This window comes from Anditalea andensis, from assembly GCF_000714815.1.
In the GTDB taxonomy this organism is placed as follows: Bacteria; Bacteroidota; Bacteroidia; order Cytophagales; family Cyclobacteriaceae; genus Anditalea; species Anditalea andensis.
Map to the genome: position 1 here is coordinate 221,869 of NZ_JMIH01000024.1, position 21,921 is coordinate 243,789.

The following is a 21,921-nucleotide window of genomic DNA, read 5'->3' on the forward strand; positions in this document are numbered from 1 at the left end:
ATATTCATATTGAAAAAGTTTTATGTCAAGATGGGTACCACCGGTAAAATGAAACCTTTATATACTCATATAACAATCGATTTCGGTGAATTTACTGGTTTTTTATTTTTTGGAATAGGTATAATTTGATTTCAAATACCTTAAATTCGAACTACTTAACTTGAAATATTTAATTCATGATTGTTGAAAAATTAAAGCTTAAGGAGGAACGGGAGAAAAAAAAACATTGGAAAAAATGGGGCCCCTACCTGACAGACCGGCAATGGGGCACCGTCCGAGAAGACTATAGTCCTAATGGATCTGCCTGGGAAAACGTCACCCATGAAGATGCACGCAGTAAAGCCTATCGGTGGGGAGAGGAAGGAATAGCAGGTATTAGTGACCATAAACAGAAGCTTTGTATAGCTTGGGCATTTTGGAATGGCAAAGATCCTTTGATTAAAGAACGCCTTTTTGGACTGACAGGAAACCAGGGGAATCATGGAGAAGATGTAAAAGAAGTCTATTATTATCTGGATTCTAGTCCCACGCACAGTTACATGAAGATGCTATATAAGTATCCTCAAAATGAATTTCCATACCGTGAACTGGTAGAAGAGAATAGAAGAAGAACTAAAAATGATCCCGAGTACGAATTGATGGATACCGGCATATTTGATGAAGATGCCTATTTTGATATTTTTATAGAATATGCCAAACATGATGTAGAAGATATAGTAGGGCGGGCCACAATCCATAATAGAGGTGCCGAAGAGGCTACCATATGGGTGATGCCTACGATATGGTTCCGCAAAAATTGGTTTTCAGGTAATGAACCCTATATTCCTAGAATGAGCAAAGAAGGGGATAATAAAATATCGGCCTTTATGCCTAAATCTGGAAGGTATACTTTTACTTTTTCGGATGAACCTGAACTGGTCTTTTGCGATAATGAGACCAATAGGGAAAAACTTTACAATATAGAAAATCAGAAAAAATATCTTAAAGATGCTGTGAATGACTACGTAGTATCAGGAGATGATCGGCATTTAAATCCCAATTTCATAGGTACGAAGGCTGCTGCCATATATAAAATAACTATCCCAGCTGGTGGATCTTCAGAAGTAGATTTTAGGATGCAACATCAGAAATCTGCCCAGGACGTACAGCAGGTAAAAGACATTATCGATGATAGGAAGGCGGATGCAGATGAGTTTTACAGTGATATCCAGAAAAACGTGACGGATCCAGAACTGAAAAGCATCCAGCGGCAGGCATATGGAGGTATGCTATGGAGTAAGCAGTTCTATTATTATAATGTAGAGCGCTGGCTGGAAGGAGACCCTGGTAGATATGTGCCTCCTTTGCAAAGAAAGCAGGGAAGGAATAAGCATTGGCGTCATATACAGAACTATGATATCATATCTATGCCGGATAAGTGGGAATATCCATGGTATGCAGCCTGGGATTTGGCCTTTCACTGCATTCCGCTGGCCAGGCTGGATCCTGATTTTGCCAAAGCCCAGCTTTTGCTTCTGCTGAACGATTGGTACATGCATCCCAATGGACAGATACCGGCATACGAATGGAATTTCAGTGATGTAAACCCACCGGTGCACGCCTATGCTGTACTGCGGGTTTTTCAGATAGATAAGGGGATGCGGAATGACGGAGGTGATTACGAATTTCTCGAAAGATGCCTGCATAAACTTATGCTGAATTTTACCTGGTGGGTAAATCAGAAAGATAATGAAGGTAAAAACATTTTTGAAGGGGGATTTCTAGGTCTTGATAATATCAGTATTTTTGACAGGAGTAATCCGGAAAAATTTGCAGGTAAACTGGAACAGGCTGATGCCACCTCCTGGATGGCCATGTTTGCACTGAACATGCTGAGGATTTCCCTTGATCTATGCGATCATAATAAAGTCTATCAGCATACTGCTACCAAATTTATGGAACACTTCCTTTATATAGCAGGTGCAATGGCCAATATAGCTGGAGAGCACATTACACTTTGGGATGACAATGATAATTTCTTTTACGATGTGCTTCACATGGATGGGCAGAAGCCCGAGATGATGAAGGTAAAGTCTATCGTGGGGATCATACCACTTTTTGCTGTGGAGGCGATAAGGGAAGAAATGTTTGAAAACCTCCCGGAATTTAAGAAACGTTTGGATTTTTTCTTAAAAGAAAAGCCCAAATTGGCTGCTCTGGTCTCTAGCTGGATTCAGCCTGGTAAAGATAAACGCCGTCTGTTTTCATTGTTAAGGGGGCATAGGATGAAGAGTATTTTGACCAAACTGTTGGATTCAAAGGAATTTCTTTCTCCTTATGGCATCCGTTCACTCTCCAAGGATCACGAACGCAATCCTTATTCCCTGGTGCTTAACGGTCATAATTATAGTATCAAATATACACCTGGAGAAGCTGATACCTCTATGTTTGGGGGCAATTCCAACTGGCGTGGGCCCATATGGTTCCCTATTAATTTCCTGATCATTGAGTCGCTGAAGAAATTTAATTTTTACTACGGGGGAAGTTTTGCCATAGAATATCCTACAGGGTCAGGAAAATATGTAACCCTGGACATGGTCGCTAGAGAATTGTCATACAGATTGATCAGTATCTTTAAAAAGGATAAATTTGGCAAGCGACCTGTGTACGGTGACTGTCATGCGATGCAGCATGATCCTTATTTCAACGACTACATATTATTTTATGAGTATTTTCATGGTGATACAGGTCAGGGACTGGGCGCTTCCCATCAGACAGGCTGGACAGGCCTTGTGGCAGAAATGATACATAAGTATTACAAAGAACCTGAGAAAGAAGATGAGTCTCTTACCTTATTTAGAAATTGATAGAATTGAAGCGGGCTGTGATGAGGTGGGAAGGGGATGTTTATGCGGACCAGTAGTTGCGGCGGCAGTTATCCTTCCTATTGGTTTTGCCAATGCGTTTATCAATGATTCAAAAAAATTGACCAAAGGAAACCGGGAAGAACTGGTAGATGTCATCAAATCCAATGCACTGGCCTGGTCTATCGCTCAGGCCAGCGTGGAGGAAATAGATAGGATAAATATACTTGAAGCTTCTTATCTTGCCATGAACAGGGCAGTAGAAAGACTGGCGCAGAGACCGCAACATCTATTGATAGATGGCAATAGATTCAAAACTGATCTGGGGATTCCTTTTGACTGTATAGTGAAGGGAGATGGCAAATTTGCCAGCATCGCAGCGGCTTCTATATTGGCAAAAGTTTACCGTGATGAACTGATGTGCAGACATGCCATCGACTATCCGGGCTATGGCTGGGAGACCAATGTGGGATATCCCACACAGGCTCATAGAGAAGGCATAGGTAAAATGGGGATCACACCACTGCACCGAAAATCATTTCGGCTACTTCCGGAGCAGCTTGAGTTTCCTTTTTAAATATAATTGCCAAAAATTACCACAGCCATAAGGCTTTTCAAAACAAAAAAAGAATTTAATCAAAGTCCGTTGTACTCACAGAATATAGTAACCTCCCCATTTTCAAAGATCTGTATCCTAAAATAATTTCCAGTAAAAATCTTGGCTATTATATTATTCAGCCTGCTAAGACCCCGGTATGAATTTCAGTGATATAGAATTCACACAGTGCCTTAGGTTTTTATTGGTCAGATATTCTCCTTCAAAGACGTGACCCAAATGTCCTTGGCAGTTGGCACAGACTATTTCTATTCGTCTGCCATCAGCATCGGGGAATCTTTTTACTGCACCTTCTATTTCATCATCAAAACTTGGCCAGCCACAGCTACTTTCAAACTTGTGCTGGGAGGTATAAAGGGGTGCATTACATCTTTTGCAGATATATGTTCCTTTTTCTGAATGTAGGTAGTACTTGCCCGTACCGGGATATTCTGTTCCTTTATGTACTATGATCCTTTCCTCTTCGGGAGTGAGTGAGTTGTAATTGTCCATCATATGTGTTCTTAACAAACAAAATCAAATATTGATTCATGAAAAAGCACTGAATTTAAAGGCATATCCATTGATGAGTATAACAAGCAGATTTATATAAAGTTTGATGCAAATTTTTTTTGTAGAAGAGGTAAGGGTTTTGGTAAAAAAAAACCTCTAGAAAGATCTAAAGGCCGTATGTGCGCACGAGAAGATTCGAACTTCCACACCCGAAGGCACCACCCCCTCAAGATGGCGTGTCTACCAATTTCACCACGTGCGCAGTAAGGGATAGCAAAAGTATAAAGTTATAGGTTTCAGTCCAAATCTCTTTTAGGAAAAATATCTGGCTATATTACCTTTTTATGAAAGGTGACACCTTTAGTGTTATGAATCAATCGGTTAAAATGATTTGTTCTATAGGTACTGTTATGCCTACGGTATTGGAAAGAAAGTATTTGGTGGCTTCCAGTACATTTTCCCATTCTTCAGATGTTATCTGTGAGCCGATCACATGATTATCAGCCTGCTCAAAGCTCATTTTCATCTTAAGATGTTCAGGAGTTTCGATAGATTCAAACATCTCCAGCATAGCGGGAACTGACACCACAAAGTCTTGGTGCTCATCATCTTCATAATAATATCCCATGAACAATGGTTGTGTTATTTTACTAAAAGTTTCTGGAGTCATTTTGCTTTTTAATAATACAGCCAAGCTCGTAAAACCATTCACATGTTGCTCCTCCATCCAATATTTAGCCATATCCCCTTCGCGTGGTATTCGGACGACTCCATTATCGGTGTAATAGTTTTCCATTATATTTTTGATCCATGGATTGAAAAAAAGATCTAATCTGCCACCAAAATCCCTGATGGCAGGTGAATAGAGCACGATAGCTGCTATATCTGCCTGCTCTGATGCCAGCATGAGTGACAGCGCACCGCCCATAGAGGTTCCTATGATCACGACCTTTTCCCCCAGAGATTTCCCAATTGAAAATGCTTCTCTGGCACTATCCGCAAGATCCTGAGCGGTTAGGTGCTTTAAGGCATCTTCTCTTTTTATACCATGTTCAGGCAGCCTTGCCAGGTAAAGATTTGCTCCATAATATTGAGCTAATTCCCTATGTATAGGATGGCCTTCCTTCTCACTGGCGCCAAATCCATGAATGTAAACAAATGCATATTCTGTCTTTTGTTTATTGAGACTATCCAACCAGACGATCTTGGCCTCATTGTCAGGTTTTAACCCACGGACAGTATCTTCCCGCAACCTTACGTAATTTTCAAGTTCTGTAAGATTAAAAGGCACTTCCGGATATTCCCCAGCCAGATCTGCTGTCCGTTCCCGAGGACCCAGCATATAACCTATTGCCAGAAGGATGGCAATGACCATCGAAACGATCCCTATTTTCTTAAGCATGTAATCAGTATTTGAAAGATCAAAACTAAAGGCTTTTACCACAGTATCCAACGGATCAGATTTCCTTTAGCCCACAGTAAATATAAAAATGCTTTTTTAAAGGAGGGGGAACATCTTGTTTATTTTATTATTATCAAGCGTCAATAATGATTAGTTTATTTATATTCAATAGGTCGGCTCTATACCATATCCCCACAAAATTTCATTAGAGCAGGTCCTTTTACCTAGGATATTGATGATAATAATGATCACATTATGTATTAGCGTTTTAAAAGACGGATGAATTAATGGGCAGATTTTTGAATTAAATCTTTTTATTTATTTTGCATCAGAAATATAATAAAAGTATGAAGACCATATTGAAGATTTGTTTGTCATTGGCCATTCTGGTTACCGTCTCATGCCAGGAAAGCTACATAAAGTCTGAAAGTGATAAAATAAAACTCACAGAACTGGAAAGGCATATCGTGATGCTTTCTTCGGACGAATTTATGGGCAGGATGCCTTTTACAGTTGGTGAAGAGAAAACGCTGGATTATCTCGAAACTGAATTTAAAGCTATAGGATTGACACCAGGGAATGATGACAGCTTTTTTCAGGATGTACCCATGGTGGAAATTACTACTCATCCTGCAGATAAAATGACAATTAAGCATCCTAATGGCCAGTTAGATATCGCAGGGCTTAAGGACTATGTGCTGTGGACACAGCGAAGGGAAGCGAAAGTAACATTTGATGATGCGGAGATGATTTTTGCTGGCTTTGGAATAGTGGCGCCGGAATATGGATGGGATGATTATAAGGATATTGATGTAAAAGGTAAAATTGTAGTAGTATTAGTCAATGACCCTGGATTTGGTACCGATGACGAAAGTCTTTTTAAAGGAAATACAATGACTTATTATGGCAGATGGACTTATAAATATGAAGAAGCTTCACGTCAGGGAGCCTTAGGTTGCCTGATTGTTCACAATACCATTCCGGCAGGATATGGATTCAATGTTGTTCAAAATAGCTGGGAGGCTTCCAAGCTTTATCTGGATGAAGGCGAAAACGAACCCTACAAACTTGCCTTTGAAGGTTGGCTTACCCTTCCTGCTGCCAATAAACTTTTTGGACTGGCAGGTTTGAATGAGCGGGAAATGCTTGCCAAAGCAAGGAAACAGGAATTTATACCGGTTTCTATGGGACTTTATGCATCATCTGGTATTGAAGTCACCACCAAATATAATGTGAGTAAAAACGCCATCGCCATGATAGAAGGATCTAAACGGCCTGATGAATATATCATCTATACAGCTCACTGGGATCATTTGGGCATAGGTAAACCTGATGAAACTGGGGACAGTATTTATAATGGGGCACTTGATAATGCCAGTGGTACTGCAGCTTTACTGGAACTGGCAAGAGCATTCAACCAATCAGAGAACCGGCCGGAAAGAACAATTGTGTTTTTGGCAGTAACAGCAGAAGAGCAGGGTCTTTGGGGTTCTGCTTATTATGCAGCAAATCCTATATATCCAAAAGAAAAAACAGTGGCTAATATCAATATGGATGGTATTAACCCCTATGGTAAAATGAAGGATATCGTATTAGTAGGGAAAGGACAGTCTGAATTGGAGGAAATTCTGGAAGAAGAGGCAAAGAAAGTAGGGCGATATACCTCACCCGAACCCACACCTTCTGCAGGATATTATTTTAGATCTGATCATTTTAATTTTGCAAAAATAGGAATACCGGCACTTTATACCAATACTGGGGTAGACCATATGGAGAAGGGTATAGAGCATGGAAAGGTTTTACAGTTGCAGTATACGGCTGATTTTTACCACAAGCCTTCTGACCAGTATGATGCCGCACGGTGGGATCTTGAGGGAGCAGTAGATGATGTGCAGTTATTATATCAGGTGGGTAAAATATTGGCATTTAGTGATAGATGGCCAACCTGGAAAGCCGGTTCGGAGTTTAAAGCAACCCGTAATGCTTATATGGAAGGTGGGAAATAGCACTCTTTTAAAAAATATTGATTAGCAATGAACAAAACCTATAAATCTTAAATAAGGATTAAACTCCTTCAAGTTAGGAATAATGATTTAAACAGAAAAAAAGGCTGCCGATTCTGGCCGCCTTATCATATAAAATCAAATTAATTGAAAAGTATTTGAACGAGATATAATCTGTAATTCTAAATTAGAATCCCAAACCTACAGCCAGGGCCGTTGGATTAATGTTAAATTCTTTTCCTTTTGTGGCAGCACCTGTTTCTAGATTGATGGTATAAACTGCTGTTTTACCGTTTGTTTGTAGAAGGGCATAGCCCATATTTGAATGTCCTCCAATATCAAAGCCATTGTTACAGTCAAAGGCAATATTAGTATTGCCTATAGCTACCAAAACACCATCATTTGGTGGATCCTGTTTGAATAGTTTATAGTTATCGGAATCTAATACATAGAGTGTTGTTGTTTCCGCACCTGGGAAATTATTCGTATATGCCGCTGCATTTACTACTGGTTGGTGAGGATTGAGTATCCCATCTACAAATACCACAGTACCTAAGTCCGGATGAAGTCTTAGGTTTTGGCCTTGATTACTGACCAATCTAATTCTATCTACTGTAGGATTAAAGTCAAATCCAAAAGTAGATCCGGTAAGCATCGGGAATAACCCTGACCCTATGGCAGTCACCATACCATTGGCAGTATTTACAGTCAATAATCGGCTTTTGTCGCTGATAGCATATAGAGCCCCATTTGCTGGTCGAAAATCTAGCCCCACGATAGTTTCACCTGCTTCCAAACCTTGCAGATCGACAGCATTCATATTGGGAGCATCAGGGTTAAATCTATATAATTTGTTTTGAGCATCCGTTGCATATGCCACAGGATTGGTTTTAAAAGCCAAACCTATAATAGGCAGATCAAACCTATTCACAAAAGATGCCTTGCCCGTATTAAGATCTATCATGTACAGTTTGGACTGTTTATCATGATAAGTCACAGCTAAAGAAACAGCATTATCCGGGTTGATGTCAAAATTACCTGATCCTTCAAAATTTACCCCCAGATCTCCTACTTCCTGAAGTCCGCCTTCATTCGGCGGTGTTTGGATAAAAAGTTTATTCTTACTAAAATCAATATCATATAACTGTGTTTCAGAAGCACCGGATACACTGTTGGTATAGGCAACAGCTCCGATCATAGGCAGGTCACCTCCTGAAATATTTCCATCTGTGGCCACTACTGTACCTAGTTCTGGATGAAGTCTTAAATTTTGTCCCGAAGCGGTTACTACTCTTATTCTATCTACAGTAGGATTAAAATCCAAGGAAGCATTTTCCCCTTGTAGGGCAGGGCTAAAACTTGATACCCCTAAAGCCGTTGCGGCTCCTGTTTGTTCATTAATAATGTATATCCTGCTTGTTTCTCCTAATCCATACAGTTGGCCGGTCGCAGGACGATAATCTATACTTATGATTTTGTCTCCATCGACCAACCCTGTTAAAGTACGAACATCCTTAGGATGGTTTAGATTTCTAGCATCAAATGTTGCTATGCGACTATCGTTGGTTAATCCGGTAAACATTACTTCTGGAGCAAATCCAGGCATTTCAGAAGGGGGGATTTCATTTCCTGCATTATCACAGGATGCTCCCAATAGTAAGTACAATGAAAGAATGATCCCCGGCAGCTTAAAGTTGTTTTTGTTTTTCATGATTATGTGTTGGTTGTGAATGTTTGGAGATACGGTATAAAGTTTTGAAGTGGATGCAGTGCTTACATTTTTTTTTGAATGTTTTAGTATATAACTATAAAGCTATAATATGCTGGTGCTTTTTTTGTGTGGGATGTCCAAATAACCATCACCTATCATTTTTCACCATATGCAGGGCACAGATATAGAATCTTTTGTAGGAGACATTCAATCTCAAGTATTGGACAATTACGATACATTAGTAGCCATTACCCCCCGACTGATTATAGCTGTGGTTTTATTGCTGATATTTTGGTTTTTAGGATATTATGTAAAGAAGCTGGCCAATAAGCGGCTGGAAAAAAACATGAATGATTCACTCCTAGCCAATTTTCTGGCGGGTTTAGTCAGGGGTGTTATTTTACTATTGGGTATTTTGTTCGTATTGAGATTTTGGGGATTTACCGGTGTGGTGACGAGCGTACTTACGGGGGCAGGTATATCGGCGTTCATCATAGGTTTTGCTTTAAAGGATATTGGGGAAAATTTTTTAGCTGGAATTTTACTTGCTTTCAAACGGCCGTTTAAAATAGGGGATGTTATAGAGATTACCGGAATGAAAGGCAGGGTAATAAAGCTGAATCTTAGGGACACCCAAATCAAAACTGAAGATGGCAAAGATGTCTATATGCCCAACGGCTCCATAGTTAAAAATCCCTTGATAAATTTCACTATAGACGGTTTTATCAGAAATCAATTTGACATAGGTCTAGATCATGGCTCAGATTACCCTGCAGCTATCTTACTCATGGAAAAAAGCATGCTCCAGGTCAAAGGTGTCCTTAAAGGAGAAAGGGCTCCAATGGTAGTGGTAAAAGAGATAACCAATAATGCCATTATCGTTACCACCTTTTATTGGGTGAATACTTTTACGCGAGTGCCGGGTTATAACAGAGTTAAATCCCAGGCCATTGTGGAAGTGGTCCAAGCGTTGGAGAAAGCCGGATTTAATTTAAAAAGATGAAAATAAAAATCCAGTTATGGATGTAGGTATTTTTTTATCCATAAAGAGGGTGATATTGATTTATGAGGTATGAAGGGAGGTTTTTTTATTTAAAAATTTAATTCTCTTATTTCTACCTTCCTATTATAAAACCATATATCTTTAGTTGACTTTTAAATATGCGCTATTCGCATCCATTTAAAATGACACAAAGAGGGTAGTGATGTAAGTGTTTTTGCATGAGTACGTCCAGGAATATGGTATAGGTTATGATCATTATAAAAGAATTTTAAAATAAATGAAAAGCTTTATATTAATTATCGTTTTGTTTAGTCTGAACTTTTTGGCAGCCCACGCACAGGAAGTAGCTACCCAATCTGTATATGTAGAACTCGGTGGAGCAGGTTTGCCATATTCTATCAATTATGATTTTCGGTTTGATCGGTCTAAAATTGATTCGTGGGGTTTGAGGGCAGGAGCAGGGGGATGGGCTATAAAAGACGGAAATTATTCTTCCACCAATATTCTGACCATTCCGGTTCAGGTGACCCGCTTATTGGGTAAGAAAAAGCATTATTTTGAAGTGGGAGGGGGTGCCACTTTTGTAAGATATAGGCATTCATATACACCGTGGGGGCAGTCCGGTAGTACTCTGGAAACAACCAATAACTGGAACTTCATTTTAGATATGGGGGAAACACCCACCATCATCGGTACGTTAAACCTGGGGTATAGACGAATTCCTACAGATGGAGGATTTACCTTCAGGACCAATCTTACACCTATTTTTAATCATAATGGATTTTGGCCATTATGGGTCGGCATCAGTTTTGGATATGCTTTTTAAGCTTTAAAACGGATTGGTTTCCAAAATTGTTGATCATATGTTAAGGGGACGTAGTTTTACTCCCCTAAGTATCATTTTTTTTGAGTATTATTAATACACTTCAATCTTAGGGTATAAATTATAATCATTCAAAGGCTTCCAAACGAATTTTGTTTTGCTTTTGATTTGTTTTTTAGATGTAATTAATATGTAATTTTTTGTATTTTTTATCCTATAATTCCTCTTTAATCAATCCGAACTGTTCTATAATATCGTAAGTAGATGGGCATTTATTTTAGAATTAAAAAGCCTATTACATGCCAAATCTGCCCAAAGTTATATTCCCATGAAAAGTATATTCCTGTTGATTCTTATTTTACTATATTCTTCTCAACAAATTAAAGCCCAACGTAGCAGAGATTACTTCTCCATCGGTATGGGTCCATCTATTATTTATGGAGACAATACGGCCAATTACCCTATGCACGATTATAAAATAAACCCATCATTGAGTTTAGGATATAATGAACAGTTGAGCCACCATTTGGACATTAGGGCTACTATTGGTTTCCAAACCTTAAATAGTGGCAATAAAGTTTATCACCAAGAAGATGATGTATTGGCTAAAGCCGTGGAATGGGGTTTGGCAGGACAGGCAAAAGATTTTTTGGGTGTAGCTACATATATTGATGTCATGCCAGGATATAACTTTAGACCTGTCCTATCCAATATGGTGGGATATCCCTGGCTATACTATGTAGGAGCAGGAGTTGGGGTGATGCATGTAAACAGGAATGATAAAATAGTTATAGGTATAAATGAGGACCGAGAGGCAGCATATGTTATCAGGGAAGAGCGGCGCTCCACTACTGCTGTATATTTTCCACTGCGAGCCGGTATAAGTACGAATTTGGAAAAAGATTATGATATAGGTGTAGAATTTTCCGCTTTAGTTACGACGGGATCAGCTATAGATGGTAACAATATTAGACAAAAGCTTATTGGTGCGGATATGCTTTTTCAGGTACAATTTATCGCAAAGGTATATCTAAATAGGTAAAGTATGGTAGCTATATAAATGTCCGGTATGCAAAATTCCATACTAACTAATAGGTGAAACTTTATTGAAGCTTCAATTTTGATTATCTTTGCACGCTATGAGCCATAAAGAATTTAAAAGATATACCATTACGGCAGCTTTGCCATATGCCAATGGACCATTACATATTGGACACCTGGCTGGCTGTTATATACCTTCAGATATATATGTGCGTTACCTGCGATCACAGGGAAGAGATGTAGCCTTTATATGTGGGTCTGATGAACATGGCGTAGCTATTACCATCAAAGCTAAAAAAGAAGGTGTGACACCCCAAGAAATAGTGGATCGCTATGATGCCATGATGAAGCAGAGTTTTTCTGAATTTGGTATTAGCTTTGACCATTATTCACGCACTTCATCGACTATTCACCATGAAACCGCCTCTGAATTTTTCAGAACACTATATGATAGGGGTGAATTTATCGAACAGATTACTGAGCAGTATTACGATGAAGAAGCTCACCAGTTTTTGGCAGACCGATATATAGAAGGGACCTGTCCTAAATGTGGTTATGAAGCTGCATATGGAGACCAATGTGAGAAATGTGGTACTTCTTTAAATCCTACAGATCTAATAAATCCAAGATCAAAACTAAGTGGAAATACACCCGTGCTGAAAGAAACCAAACACTGGTTTTTGGATCTTGGAAAATATACTCATTTCCTGAAAAAATGGATTTTGGAAGACCATCAGCATGACTGGAAAAACAATGTATTGGGACAGTGTAGATCATGGTTAGAGGCCGGAGAAGGTTTACAGGCAAGGTCCATGACCAGAGATATGGATTGGGGAGTGCCAGTACCGGTAGAGGGAGCTGAAGGTAAAGCCCTATATGTATGGTTTGATGCACCTATAGGGTATATTTCATCCACAAAAGAGTGGGCAGCAGAGAAAGGAATAGATTGGGAGCCATACTGGAAAGATAAAGATACCAAACTTGTTCATTTTATAGGAAAGGATAATATAGTATTTCACTGTATCATATTTCCGGCTATATTAAAAACCCATGGAGAATATATCTTGCCTGAAAATGTGCCGGCAAATGAATTTTTAAATCTGGAAGGAGATAAAATTTCAACTTCCCGTAATTGGGCCGTATGGCTCCATGATTACTTAAAGGAATTTCCTGATAAACAGGATGTCCTAAGGTATGTACTTACGGCTAATGCTCCGGAAACTAAGGACAATGATTTTACATGGAAGGATTTCCAGTCAAGAAATAATTCAGAACTGGTAGCTGTCTTAGGTAATTTCATTAACAGGGCAGTAGTGCTGACGGATAAATTTTTTGAAGGTAAAGTGCCTGCTGCTGACATATTCTCAGAGTATGATCAGGAGATCTTGGAGGGGGTGAAAGAATATCCTGCCAAAATTGCTGCCTCCATAGAAAAGTACAGATTCAGAGAAGCACTTTCATTTGTTATGGATTTTGCCAGAATGGGCAATAAATATCTGGCAGATACTGAGCCATGGAAAGTTATAAAGAACGATGAAAAGAGAACAGCCACCATTCTGAACATTGCTCTAAACATTGGCGCAAATCTGGCCATCGTCGCTGAACCATTTTTGCCCTTTACCTCATTGAAACTGAAGGATATGCTAAATCTTCCATCACTCAAGTGGAAAGATGCAGGTAAGCTATCTTTATTAACCAGCGGATCTAACATAGGAAAAGTAGCCTTATTATTTGAAAAAATAGAAGATGAAACTGTGGAACAGCAAATCAATAAATTATTGGAATCTAAAAAGCAAAACGAAATGGATACTGTAAAAGTCCCTGCCATGAAAGAAATAATCAGTTTTGAAGATTTCACAAAGCTAGATATGAGAGTAGTAAAGATACTTGAAGCTGAAAAACTAAAAAAATCAAAAAAACTCTTAAAATTAACGGTAGATACTGGTATGGGCAAAAGGACCGTGCTCAGTGGAGTGGCGGAACATTTTACTCCCGAAGAACTAATAGGAAAAGAGGTCACGATGCTTTTAAACTTGGCTCCCCGGACTATGATGGGAATTGATTCCGAAGGTATGATTTTAATGGCCGAAGATAGGGATGGTTCACTCAGGCTCCTACAGCCCGATAAATCTACCCATCCAGGGGCATCCATCAGCTAATCGGAGCAAGAATTTAATGTAGTACCTTTAATGGAATGTAGTTATAGGTATAATTTTTAGCATATACCTGAATGAGATAAACCTTAAAAAATACCTAGTTCTAGGTATTTTTTAAGGTTTATACATTGGCTAAATTGCGGTAATTATTTAATCTTTTATGTTATGAAATACTTTTACATAGCTGAAACACCATCTGCCCATGGGCATAAAGAGATACATCATCAGGATTGCCCTATAATCCCGGATATGCTAAATAGAAAATATTTAGGTCCATATAACAACTCCGCTGAAGCATTGAGAAGGGCACTCACTTCAGAACCCAGGGCTGTGTGCTGCCCGGTATGCTGTAAATCAGTTTCTGAAAAAGTGCTGCTCTTCTAGTCCTTACGTCGCGGATAAAATTCATGTGACCTATAATCTTCAAAAATAGGGTTTTGATTTATTGCAGGACTTAGATTAAAAGGCATGAGGTGATATGCCGGTTCTATGGCTTTTTCCCATTCCATGGTTCTATCTTTTAAAGGTATAGGTGCTATCCATTGTGCAGTTGTTCTTGGAGAAGGTAATAATTCAGGGCTAAAATATATTTCGGAAGGAAGGTTACTACTGGGGGTACTTACCATTCCTGTCATATTATCCGGCTGATACTCCCTTATTTTCATTGCGCTTGCGCTAGGGTTGCCTTTTTTATCTGGAAAGATTAATAAGCCACCGTTGGGAGTAGGCAAGGTGACTTTAAAACCTGCTGCATCAGGTACACCATTAGTGGTTCTATAGGTAGGCTGGGTCATTTGTCCATAAGAAAAATGGCTTATACCTATACTAAGTAATATTATCAGGGCTCTTTTCATGTCTTCGTACGTATTTAATTTCTTTATATGTATACGGTTAAAAGTTGTTAAAGTTTAGGAAATCGATTTATTTTATTTGTTTTAATATATTAAATCATAAAATAATAACATTTTAAAAGAACCTTAAATATATTGGGTAAAGTAGCTTGTAGTTCTTTAAATTGTATCTTTACAGGATAAAAAAAAATACATTATGTTATTTTCTGATCTGGGTCTTTCGGGCCCTTTAGTCTCCGCACTGGACAAGCGATCGCTTACGCAGCCTTATCCTATACAGGAAAAAGCTATACCTGCACTGTTGAAAGGAAGGGATGTGCTGGGAATAGCTAAGACTGGGTCAGGGAAAACGCTTAGTTATGCGTTGCCCATCATTGAATTATTAAACAAACAGAAACGTGTAAAAAGCAGAAATATAAAAGCACTGGTCCTGGTGCCTTCTAGGGAACTGGCTATTCAGGTGAATGAAATTTTTAAAGAATTAGGAAGGGCTTTAAATCCTCCGGTTCTGTCAATGGCGGTATATGGTGGGGTTTCTATACAGCCACAAATGAAACACCTTTATGGGACAGAGGTGTTGGTTGCTACTCCGGGGCGTCTCCTAGAGCTTATAGGAAATAATGCTATCAGTATGGAGGGGTTATTGTTTTTGGTTTTGGATGAAGCGGACAAAATGCTTAATGTGGGATTTAGTGGTGAAATGAAAGCCTTGTTAGGCATGATTCCCCAGAAAAGGCAAACTATGCTTTTTTCAGCTACACTAAAAGAAAGTCTAAAAGAAATCAATGCCTTAGTACTCAACGATCCACTTATGGTAGAGGTGGAAGAAAAAGCAGAGGATGTTTCCGGTATTTCTCAAGTAGCTTTTAAAACAACGGAAGAGAGAAAAGGTGTATTGCTGAGATATTTGATAAAAACCCGGGAAATGAAGCAGGTCCTGGTATTTACCTCTTCCACCAAAAAGGCTGATAATGTCACTACTAAATTAAATAAAAACGGGATAGAGGCCTTGGCCATGCATGCAAAAAAATCTCAAAATCAACGATTGGATGCTATCAACCAATTCAAAGCAGGGAAACTGCGGGTACTTGTAGCAACAGACCTGGCCTCTCGTGGCCTGGACATTCTGGCACTCCCATATGTAATCAATTATGAATTGCCCAGGTCGCCATTGGAATTTGTGCACCGAATAGGGCGGACGGGCAGGGCAGAAGCTACCGGTGAAGCTATTACTTTACTAGAAGATGAAGATATGCATCACTGGAAAGTCATTCAGAAGAAAATGAAACGATATGTTGAATTTGTGGATACCAAAGATTTAGATCTTCATGGATATTGATAAACATGCTAACTATACTTCTTTTGAGGGGATTCTATAACATGAAATCTAAATTGTTTGGGAACCATAAGCCGACTACAATAAAAAGCCATTTTTATTTTTACAGGTTATCTTTAAAAGCTCTAATAGAGAAAAATGAATTTACAATATCAGATGGTTTATAGATCTCGTGTAGATCCATCATAAGATTTCAGGAAAACTTTTCTTTATGAAAGTATAATCGCGGGCTCTTCACCGCTGATACATTCATTCATCATCATATTTTTTTCACCTCCAGTAGAAGGTGAGTAAATTGATAGCTAGGTTCTATGAAGAACTCCTGGTACATCACTTTGACTATCTTTAGGATTCATTTTGATAATATAATTTCCTATGGGTTTATGTGATATAGGAGGCATTTTCAAGTACCAGTTTACAGAAAATACTCTTTGCTGTGGGTACATCTGTTTGTTCAGCTGCATTTTCTCATACCCTTCTCTTCAGGGCAACCAGCTCTTTTAAATCGCAATGGTTTGACTTTTGGGATCATCTATGGAATCTACCATGAATATAATTGAATAAAGAGGCGGCAAATACAGGGGTGAAACCTCAAATAGATAATATTATGAAATAGAAACTAATAGTATTATCTAACAGGAATTTTAGCGAGATATCCTGATTTGCCGCCAAGGGAAACTATTGTATTTTAACCAAATAGTATGCCATACGACTCAGGATTAAGCGTTGATCATAAGCATAAGAGAAACCCATAGATATAAAAGGGGTTTAAAATCTATCCCATCCATACATCAACGAATATAAAAATTGCTATTACCTATTTTACCTACTTCAAAGCTTCCTTATCCCCTTTCTTTTCTAAGTTCCAATACAGTAATTTCAGGCCATATACCCACCCTTCCCGAGAAGGCATGAAATCCAAATCCACGGTTGACGTATAAATATCTTCCCATAGAATTTGCTAAACCGGCCCAATTTGGATATCTATATTGAGCAGGGCTCCATTTTATACCGGGAAGTTCTATTCCAAACTGCATGCCATGGGTATGTCCGGATAAGGTCAGGTGAATTTTGGATGTATGGCTTTTGACTTCCTGATCCCAATGTGAAGGGTCATGGCTTAATAAAATTTTAAAATCTTTATCATCTACCCCTTTTAACGCCTTTGATAGGTCCCCTTTGGATTTAAACCCCACACCCCAGTTTTCTACGCCCAATAATTTAATTTCCGAATCTCCCTTTTTTATGGTCACATGCTCATCAAGCAATAGTTTGTATCCCATTAGGGCATGTTGTTTTTTTACTTTTGCAAAATTAGCAGCTTTGGCAGCTTCTGTGGGCCATGAAACATAGTCTCCATAATCATGGTTTCCTAAGATAGAATATTGACCATAAGGAGCATTTATTTCTTTAAATTGGTTCAGCATAGGTTCGATTTCTTCCGCTTTATGGTTTACAAGATCACCTGTAAAAACAAACATATCTGCCTGCTGATTTTTGGCCAGATCTATGCCCCGCTGCACTTCCTGATAGTCTCTGAAACTTCCGGCATGTATATCTGAAATCTGTACAATGGTGAAACCATCAAAATCATTTGGAAGATCTGGAAAATAAACCACCTCTCGATGAACCTTGAAATTGTACTTTCCTCTAAGAATACCATAAATAAAACCGGTAAAGGGTACTGCTGCTATGGCTAAGCCCAACTGGGTTATGAATTTTCTGCGTGAGGGTAAATAGGGTGCTGATTCGCCTGAGAAGTAATTGACACTTGCCATCACTCCTCTGTACATATCTTCACCAAGCATGAATAGTATGAAAACGACCTGGGTAGTGGTGACGGTCAGGAAAACATTAAGGAAATATTGGATCTGAGGCCGAATTTCACCCTCTATGATAATCCTAGAAAAAGCATAGATTATGGCTGTAATAATACCGGTAGCGATGATCCAGTATAGATAGTAGGCATATGTCTTAAGCTTTATGCTTTCCCAATCAGACAGGAGCGCTTTAAATCCTTGAAATACATACCAATGAAGTAATAGAGAAATAAAAAAAAATACACACAGAAATATAATCGGACCTAAACTGTTCATTGAGATATTTTAATTTATATTACAATTCCAATGACTGATAAAAAGTTTGCCCAACCATCCATACTTTAAATAATTGAACCGTTAATTTTTCTTAATATCAGATTGTGGATTAATAAAAAGTATACAAAAAAAGCACGGTCTTTTCACACCGTGCTTTAAATTATCATTTTTAAGAACTATTTGTCTTCGTCGGAATCTTTTATTTTGCTTGCGATAGAAGTGTTGATCGCCTCTTTTTCTTGTTCTGCCTTTTTAGCTTCTTTTTCATCCACTTTTCTGGTAAAAGCTTCATAAGTAGTCTCGGAAGCAAAAGGTCGCTTGCCTATAAGTTTTTCAAGATCGGCTTGAAACAGTATCTCCTTTTCCAAAAGTTCATTGGCAAGAATTTCTAGTTCAGGTTTCTTATCGGTCAGAAGTTTTATTGACTTGTCATAGGCGTACTGAATTAGCTTTCGTACCTCTTCGTCTATGGTCTCTGCAGTGGAGTCAGAATATGGCTTATTAAACCTGTCTGTCTGTTTACTGTCATAGAAGGACACATTGCCTATTTTATCATTCATACCATATACAGACACCATTGAATAAGCCATTTTGGTGACACGTTCCAGATCGCTTAGTGCACCTGTGGAGATCTTACCGAAAATGATTTCTTCGGCAGCTCTTCCTCCCAGGGCCATAGTCATTTCATCTACTAGTTGCTCTGTCTGATACAGAAACTGCTCTTTAGGAAGATATTGAGCATAACCTAAAGCAGCTATTCCTCTAGGAACGATACTGACTTTGACTAAAGGATCGGCATGTTCTAAAAACCATCCTGCTACTGCGTGACCGGCTTCATGATAAGCTACTATTTTTTTCTCGTTTGGCGAAATGATCTTGTTTTTCTTTTCAAGGCCCCCAATGACACGGTCTACCGCATCCTGAAAATCCTGCATGTCTACAGCTGTTTTATTTCGTCTCGCTGCTATCAGAGCTGCTTCGTTACATACATTGGCAATTTCTGCACCGGCAAATCCCGGTGTCTGTGCAGCTAGTTTTTTAGCATCCACGTCATCTGCCGATTTAATAGGCTCCAAGTGAACTTTAAAAATAGCTTCCCTGCCTATTATATCCGGCTTATCTATACTGATCTGTCTATCAAATCTACCAGGTCTCAGCAGTGCACTGTCCAATACATCAGGACGGTTGGTCGCTGCCAATACGATAACTCCGAGGTCGGTGCCAAATCCATCCATTTCCACTAGAAGGGAATTAAGTGTGTTTTCCCGCTCATCATTGGATCCAGGCATCTGTCCTTTACCCCTTGAACGGCCTATGGCATCTATTTCATCTATAAATATGATACAGGGGGCCTTTTCTTTGGCTTGTTTAAATAAATCCCGGACCCTTGCAGCTCCCACACCCACAAACATTTCGACAAAGTCAGATCCGGAAAGGGTATAGAAAGGTACACCAGCTTCACCGGCCACAGCTTTGGCCAGTAAGGTTTTACCCGTACCTGGAGGTCCTACCAGCAAAGCCCCTTTTGGAATTTTACCTCCTAATTTAGTGAATTTGCCTGGGTTTTTTAAGAATTCTACTATTTCTTGAATTTCTTCTTTAGCTTCATCCAGACCGGCCACATTGTCAAAGGTGATCTTTACTTTGTTTTCGGCATCGAATAATTGTGCTTTGGATTTGCCTACATTGAATATCTGGCCACCCGGCCCACTAGGTCCGGCCATCCTTCTCATCATAAACCAGAAAAGGAAAAATAGTAGGATCAGGAATCCAAAGCTGCCAAAAGTATTCCAAAGGCTTTCTTCTTTTTTGGCTGTATGTCCAATACGCTGATCTTCGGGAACCTGGCTTTCAAGTTCATTGAAGTTTTCAATGAACTTATCTACAGAAGCAATTTGTATTCTGTAATGGGGGCCTGCATTACTGGCAAATCTGTTTTCCAGATCCAATTCGTCTCTGTAACGCTGATTATCCAGCGCACTTTCCCTAAGGGTGACATCTACATAATTCTGATTATAAACGACCACTACTTTAGCTACATCGTTACTCATCACCATGTCCTCAAAACGTTTCATAGTGACATCCACCACGGCATGTCTATTACTGAACCATGATACACCTATTAATACAATAACTGCAGTGATGATCAGCCACAGTTGGAAACTAGGTTTTTGAGGGGGCTTGGGAATAAACTTTTTATTCTTGTTTTTTTCACTCATTGTTTGAATATTAAGGCAATAAACTTAAGGTTGAACGAATTTAAAAAATGAAAGTTCGGATGATTAATCAATAGTAGTAACCTTGGCATCACCCCAAAGTTCTTCCAAAGCGTAGAATTCTCGCTTATCTTTAAGGAAAACGTGAGCTACTACACTTACATAGTCTATCAAAATCCATTGGCAATTCGATCTACCTTCACTTTTCCAAGGTCTTTCTTTGTTATATTTAATTACTTCTTCTTCTATAGAAGTGGATATGGCCTCAACTTGGGTGTCTGAATTTCCTGAACATATGACAAAAAAATCAGAAACTGAATTTTTTACCTCTCTAAGATCCATCACTACAATGTCGGAAGCTTTTTTGCCTTCCATACCTTTCACAATCACATTACTCAGCTCTTCTGCTGTCATATTATATATTTGTATTTATTTTTTGGTTGATTTTCTTCATCCTAAATAAAACGTTAAATATCTTTATTGTGGGACAAAATAACTAATTTTAATATGCATAAAATCCTTGCCAACACCATATTTTTGGGCAAAGACATCATTAGTCTGCCAGAGTGTCATTCTACCAATGATTTAGCCATGCAGAGATATAAGCAAGGTTTGGCTCATGAAGGTTCCATAATCATCACAGAAAATCAAACTAAAGGAAGAGGTCAACGTGGAAATGATTGGTTGAGTGAGCCTTTTAAAAACCTTACATTCACTTTGGTACTTTCACCCTCTTTTTTAGATGCATCGGAACAGTTTGATTTGAATATATTGATTACCCTGGCTATAAGGGAAGTATTGGGAAATTACAGTACTGGCATAAAAGTAAAATGGCCAAATGATATCTTTCATGAACGCGACGGCAAATTGGGTGGGGTTCTTATAGAAAATACCGTCAGTCAAAAAGGAATAGACATCTCCTTTATAGGTATAGGACTTAATATAAATCAATTATCTTTTGCTTTCAAAGGGCCTACATCCCTGGCCATATTGGCAGGAGGAGAGGTCCATAAGGACGAAGTATTTAAACTGATTATCAAAAGCATCGAAATATATTATTTAAAACTCAAGCGTGGATATAAAAAACAAATGAGAGCTGAATATATCAGGCATTTATACCGCTATGATGAATGGTTTTTATTTGAAGACAAACAACATGTCTTCAAGGGTAAAATAGTGGGGATTAGTGAGGAGGGGGAATTGATAATAAAAGACGAACACGATTCTATAAATCAATATTCCTTTCAGCAAGTTAAATTTCGATAAAATGCATAATTTTATTTTGTCTAAACTATTAGTAAATTTACAGTCGGAGATAAATAAACACAAATA

Annotated in this window: 17 protein-coding genes and 1 tRNA gene; 10 read left to right on the plus strand and 8 right to left on the minus strand. The window is 38.7% G+C overall.

The genetic code is table 11. From position 1 onward, the window contains the following. Positions 1 to 176: 176 nt before the first annotated feature. Positions 177 to 2,846 (plus strand): MGH1-like glycoside hydrolase domain-containing protein, encoded by a 2,670-nt coding sequence (locus EL17_RS17355; RefSeq protein WP_035076956.1) that lies wholly within the window; start codon positions 177 to 179, stop codon positions 2,844 to 2,846. Beyond that, complete coding sequence (locus tag EL17_RS17360) at positions 2,818 to 3,420, plus strand: ribonuclease HII (RefSeq protein ID WP_035076958.1); 603 nt, start codon at positions 2,818 to 2,820, stop codon at positions 3,418 to 3,420. Before EL17_RS17355 ends, EL17_RS17360 begins: the two co-directional genes overlap by 29 nt. 165 nt (positions 3,421 to 3,585) lie before the next feature. Here the strand turns inward: EL17_RS17360 and EL17_RS17365 are convergent, their stop codons facing one another. The 3 genes from EL17_RS17365 to EL17_RS17375 all read right to left on the minus strand — a co-directional run bounded on the left by EL17_RS17365 (position 3,586) and on the right by EL17_RS17375 (position 5,353). Next, on the minus strand, positions 3,586 to 3,969 hold the full coding sequence (locus EL17_RS17365; protein ID WP_240486013.1) for a methionine-R-sulfoxide reductase: 384 nt from the start codon (positions 3,967 to 3,969) through the stop codon (positions 3,586 to 3,588). Between the two features lie 162 nt (positions 3,970 to 4,131). Beyond that, positions 4,132 to 4,213, minus strand: a tRNA-Leu gene (locus EL17_RS17370). A gap of 111 nt (positions 4,214 to 4,324) precedes the next feature. After that, entirely contained in the window at positions 4,325 to 5,353 is a 1,029-nt protein-coding gene (locus EL17_RS17375) for an alpha/beta hydrolase (RefSeq protein ID WP_035077649.1), read from the minus strand. A gap of 347 nt (positions 5,354 to 5,700) precedes the next feature. Here EL17_RS17375 and EL17_RS17380 point away from each other — a divergent pair, with 347 nt between their 5' ends. Further along, complete coding sequence (locus EL17_RS17380) at positions 5,701 to 7,359, plus strand: M28 family metallopeptidase (RefSeq protein WP_035076962.1); 1,659 nt, start codon at positions 5,701 to 5,703, stop codon at positions 7,357 to 7,359. A gap of 184 nt (positions 7,360 to 7,543) precedes the next feature. Here the strand turns inward: EL17_RS17380 and EL17_RS17385 are convergent, their stop codons facing one another. Further along, positions 7,544 to 9,067, minus strand: coding sequence for a DUF4394 domain-containing protein (locus EL17_RS17385; protein ID WP_035076964.1), 1,524 nt, complete (start codon positions 9,065 to 9,067; stop codon positions 7,544 to 7,546). Between the two features lie 169 nt (positions 9,068 to 9,236). On the opposite strand from EL17_RS17385, the gene EL17_RS17390 reads away from it, so the two are divergent. From EL17_RS17390 to EL17_RS17410, 5 genes are all read left to right on the plus strand, one after another. Further along, positions 9,237 to 10,070, plus strand: coding sequence for a mechanosensitive ion channel family protein (locus tag EL17_RS17390; protein WP_051720087.1), 834 nt, complete (start codon positions 9,237 to 9,239; stop codon positions 10,068 to 10,070). Between the two features lie 277 nt (positions 10,071 to 10,347). Beyond that, entirely contained in the window at positions 10,348 to 10,896 is a 549-nt protein-coding gene (locus EL17_RS17395; protein ID WP_035076966.1) for a hypothetical protein, read from the plus strand. A 325-nt stretch (positions 10,897 to 11,221) separates the two neighbouring features. Then, complete coding sequence (locus EL17_RS17400; RefSeq protein ID WP_164675138.1) at positions 11,222 to 11,935, plus strand: hypothetical protein; 714 nt, start codon at positions 11,222 to 11,224, stop codon at positions 11,933 to 11,935. A 97-nt stretch (positions 11,936 to 12,032) separates the two neighbouring features. Continuing rightward, positions 12,033 to 14,093 (plus strand): methionine--tRNA ligase, encoded by a 2,061-nt coding sequence (gene metG, locus EL17_RS17405; RefSeq protein WP_035076970.1) that lies wholly within the window; start codon positions 12,033 to 12,035, stop codon positions 14,091 to 14,093. Between the two features lie 162 nt (positions 14,094 to 14,255). Continuing rightward, on the plus strand, positions 14,256 to 14,474 hold the full coding sequence (locus EL17_RS17410) for a hypothetical protein (RefSeq protein WP_035076972.1): 219 nt from the start codon (positions 14,256 to 14,258) through the stop codon (positions 14,472 to 14,474). Here EL17_RS17410 and EL17_RS17415 read toward each other — a convergent pair. Beyond that, entirely contained in the window at positions 14,471 to 14,944 is a 474-nt protein-coding gene (locus tag EL17_RS17415) for a hypothetical protein (RefSeq protein WP_035076974.1), read from the minus strand. The genes EL17_RS17410 and EL17_RS17415 overlap by 4 nt on opposite strands. 193 nt (positions 14,945 to 15,137) lie before the next feature. Between EL17_RS17415 and EL17_RS17420 the strand changes: the two genes are divergently transcribed. Beyond that, positions 15,138 to 16,280, plus strand: a complete 1,143-nt coding sequence (locus tag EL17_RS17420; protein WP_035076976.1) for a DEAD/DEAH box helicase — start codon at positions 15,138 to 15,140, stop codon at positions 16,278 to 16,280. Positions 16,281 to 17,119: 839 nt separating this feature from the next. Here the strand turns inward: EL17_RS17420 and EL17_RS17425 are convergent. The 3 genes from EL17_RS17425 to rsfS form a co-directional block, all read right to left on the minus strand. After that, positions 17,120 to 18,373 carry a metallophosphoesterase gene (locus EL17_RS17425; RefSeq protein WP_035076978.1) on the minus strand — a complete coding sequence of 418 codons (1,254 nt, stop codon included), beginning with the start codon at positions 18,371 to 18,373 and terminating at the stop codon, positions 17,120 to 17,122. A gap of 176 nt (positions 18,374 to 18,549) precedes the next feature. After that, the gene (ftsH, locus tag EL17_RS17430) at positions 18,550 to 20,592 is read right to left on the minus strand and encodes an ATP-dependent zinc metalloprotease FtsH (RefSeq protein WP_035076980.1); all 2,043 of its coding nucleotides are present in this window, start codon (positions 20,590 to 20,592) and stop codon (positions 18,550 to 18,552) included. Positions 20,593 to 20,655: 63 nt separating this feature from the next. Next, complete coding sequence (gene rsfS, locus EL17_RS17435; protein ID WP_035076982.1) at positions 20,656 to 21,003, minus strand: ribosome silencing factor; 348 nt, start codon at positions 21,001 to 21,003, stop codon at positions 20,656 to 20,658. 93 nt (positions 21,004 to 21,096) lie between these two features. On the opposite strand from rsfS, the gene EL17_RS17440 reads away from it, so the two are divergent. Further along, on the plus strand, positions 21,097 to 21,855 hold the full coding sequence (locus tag EL17_RS17440) for a biotin--[acetyl-CoA-carboxylase] ligase (RefSeq protein WP_035076984.1): 759 nt from the start codon (positions 21,097 to 21,099) through the stop codon (positions 21,853 to 21,855). Positions 21,856 to 21,921: the final 66 nt, after the last annotated feature.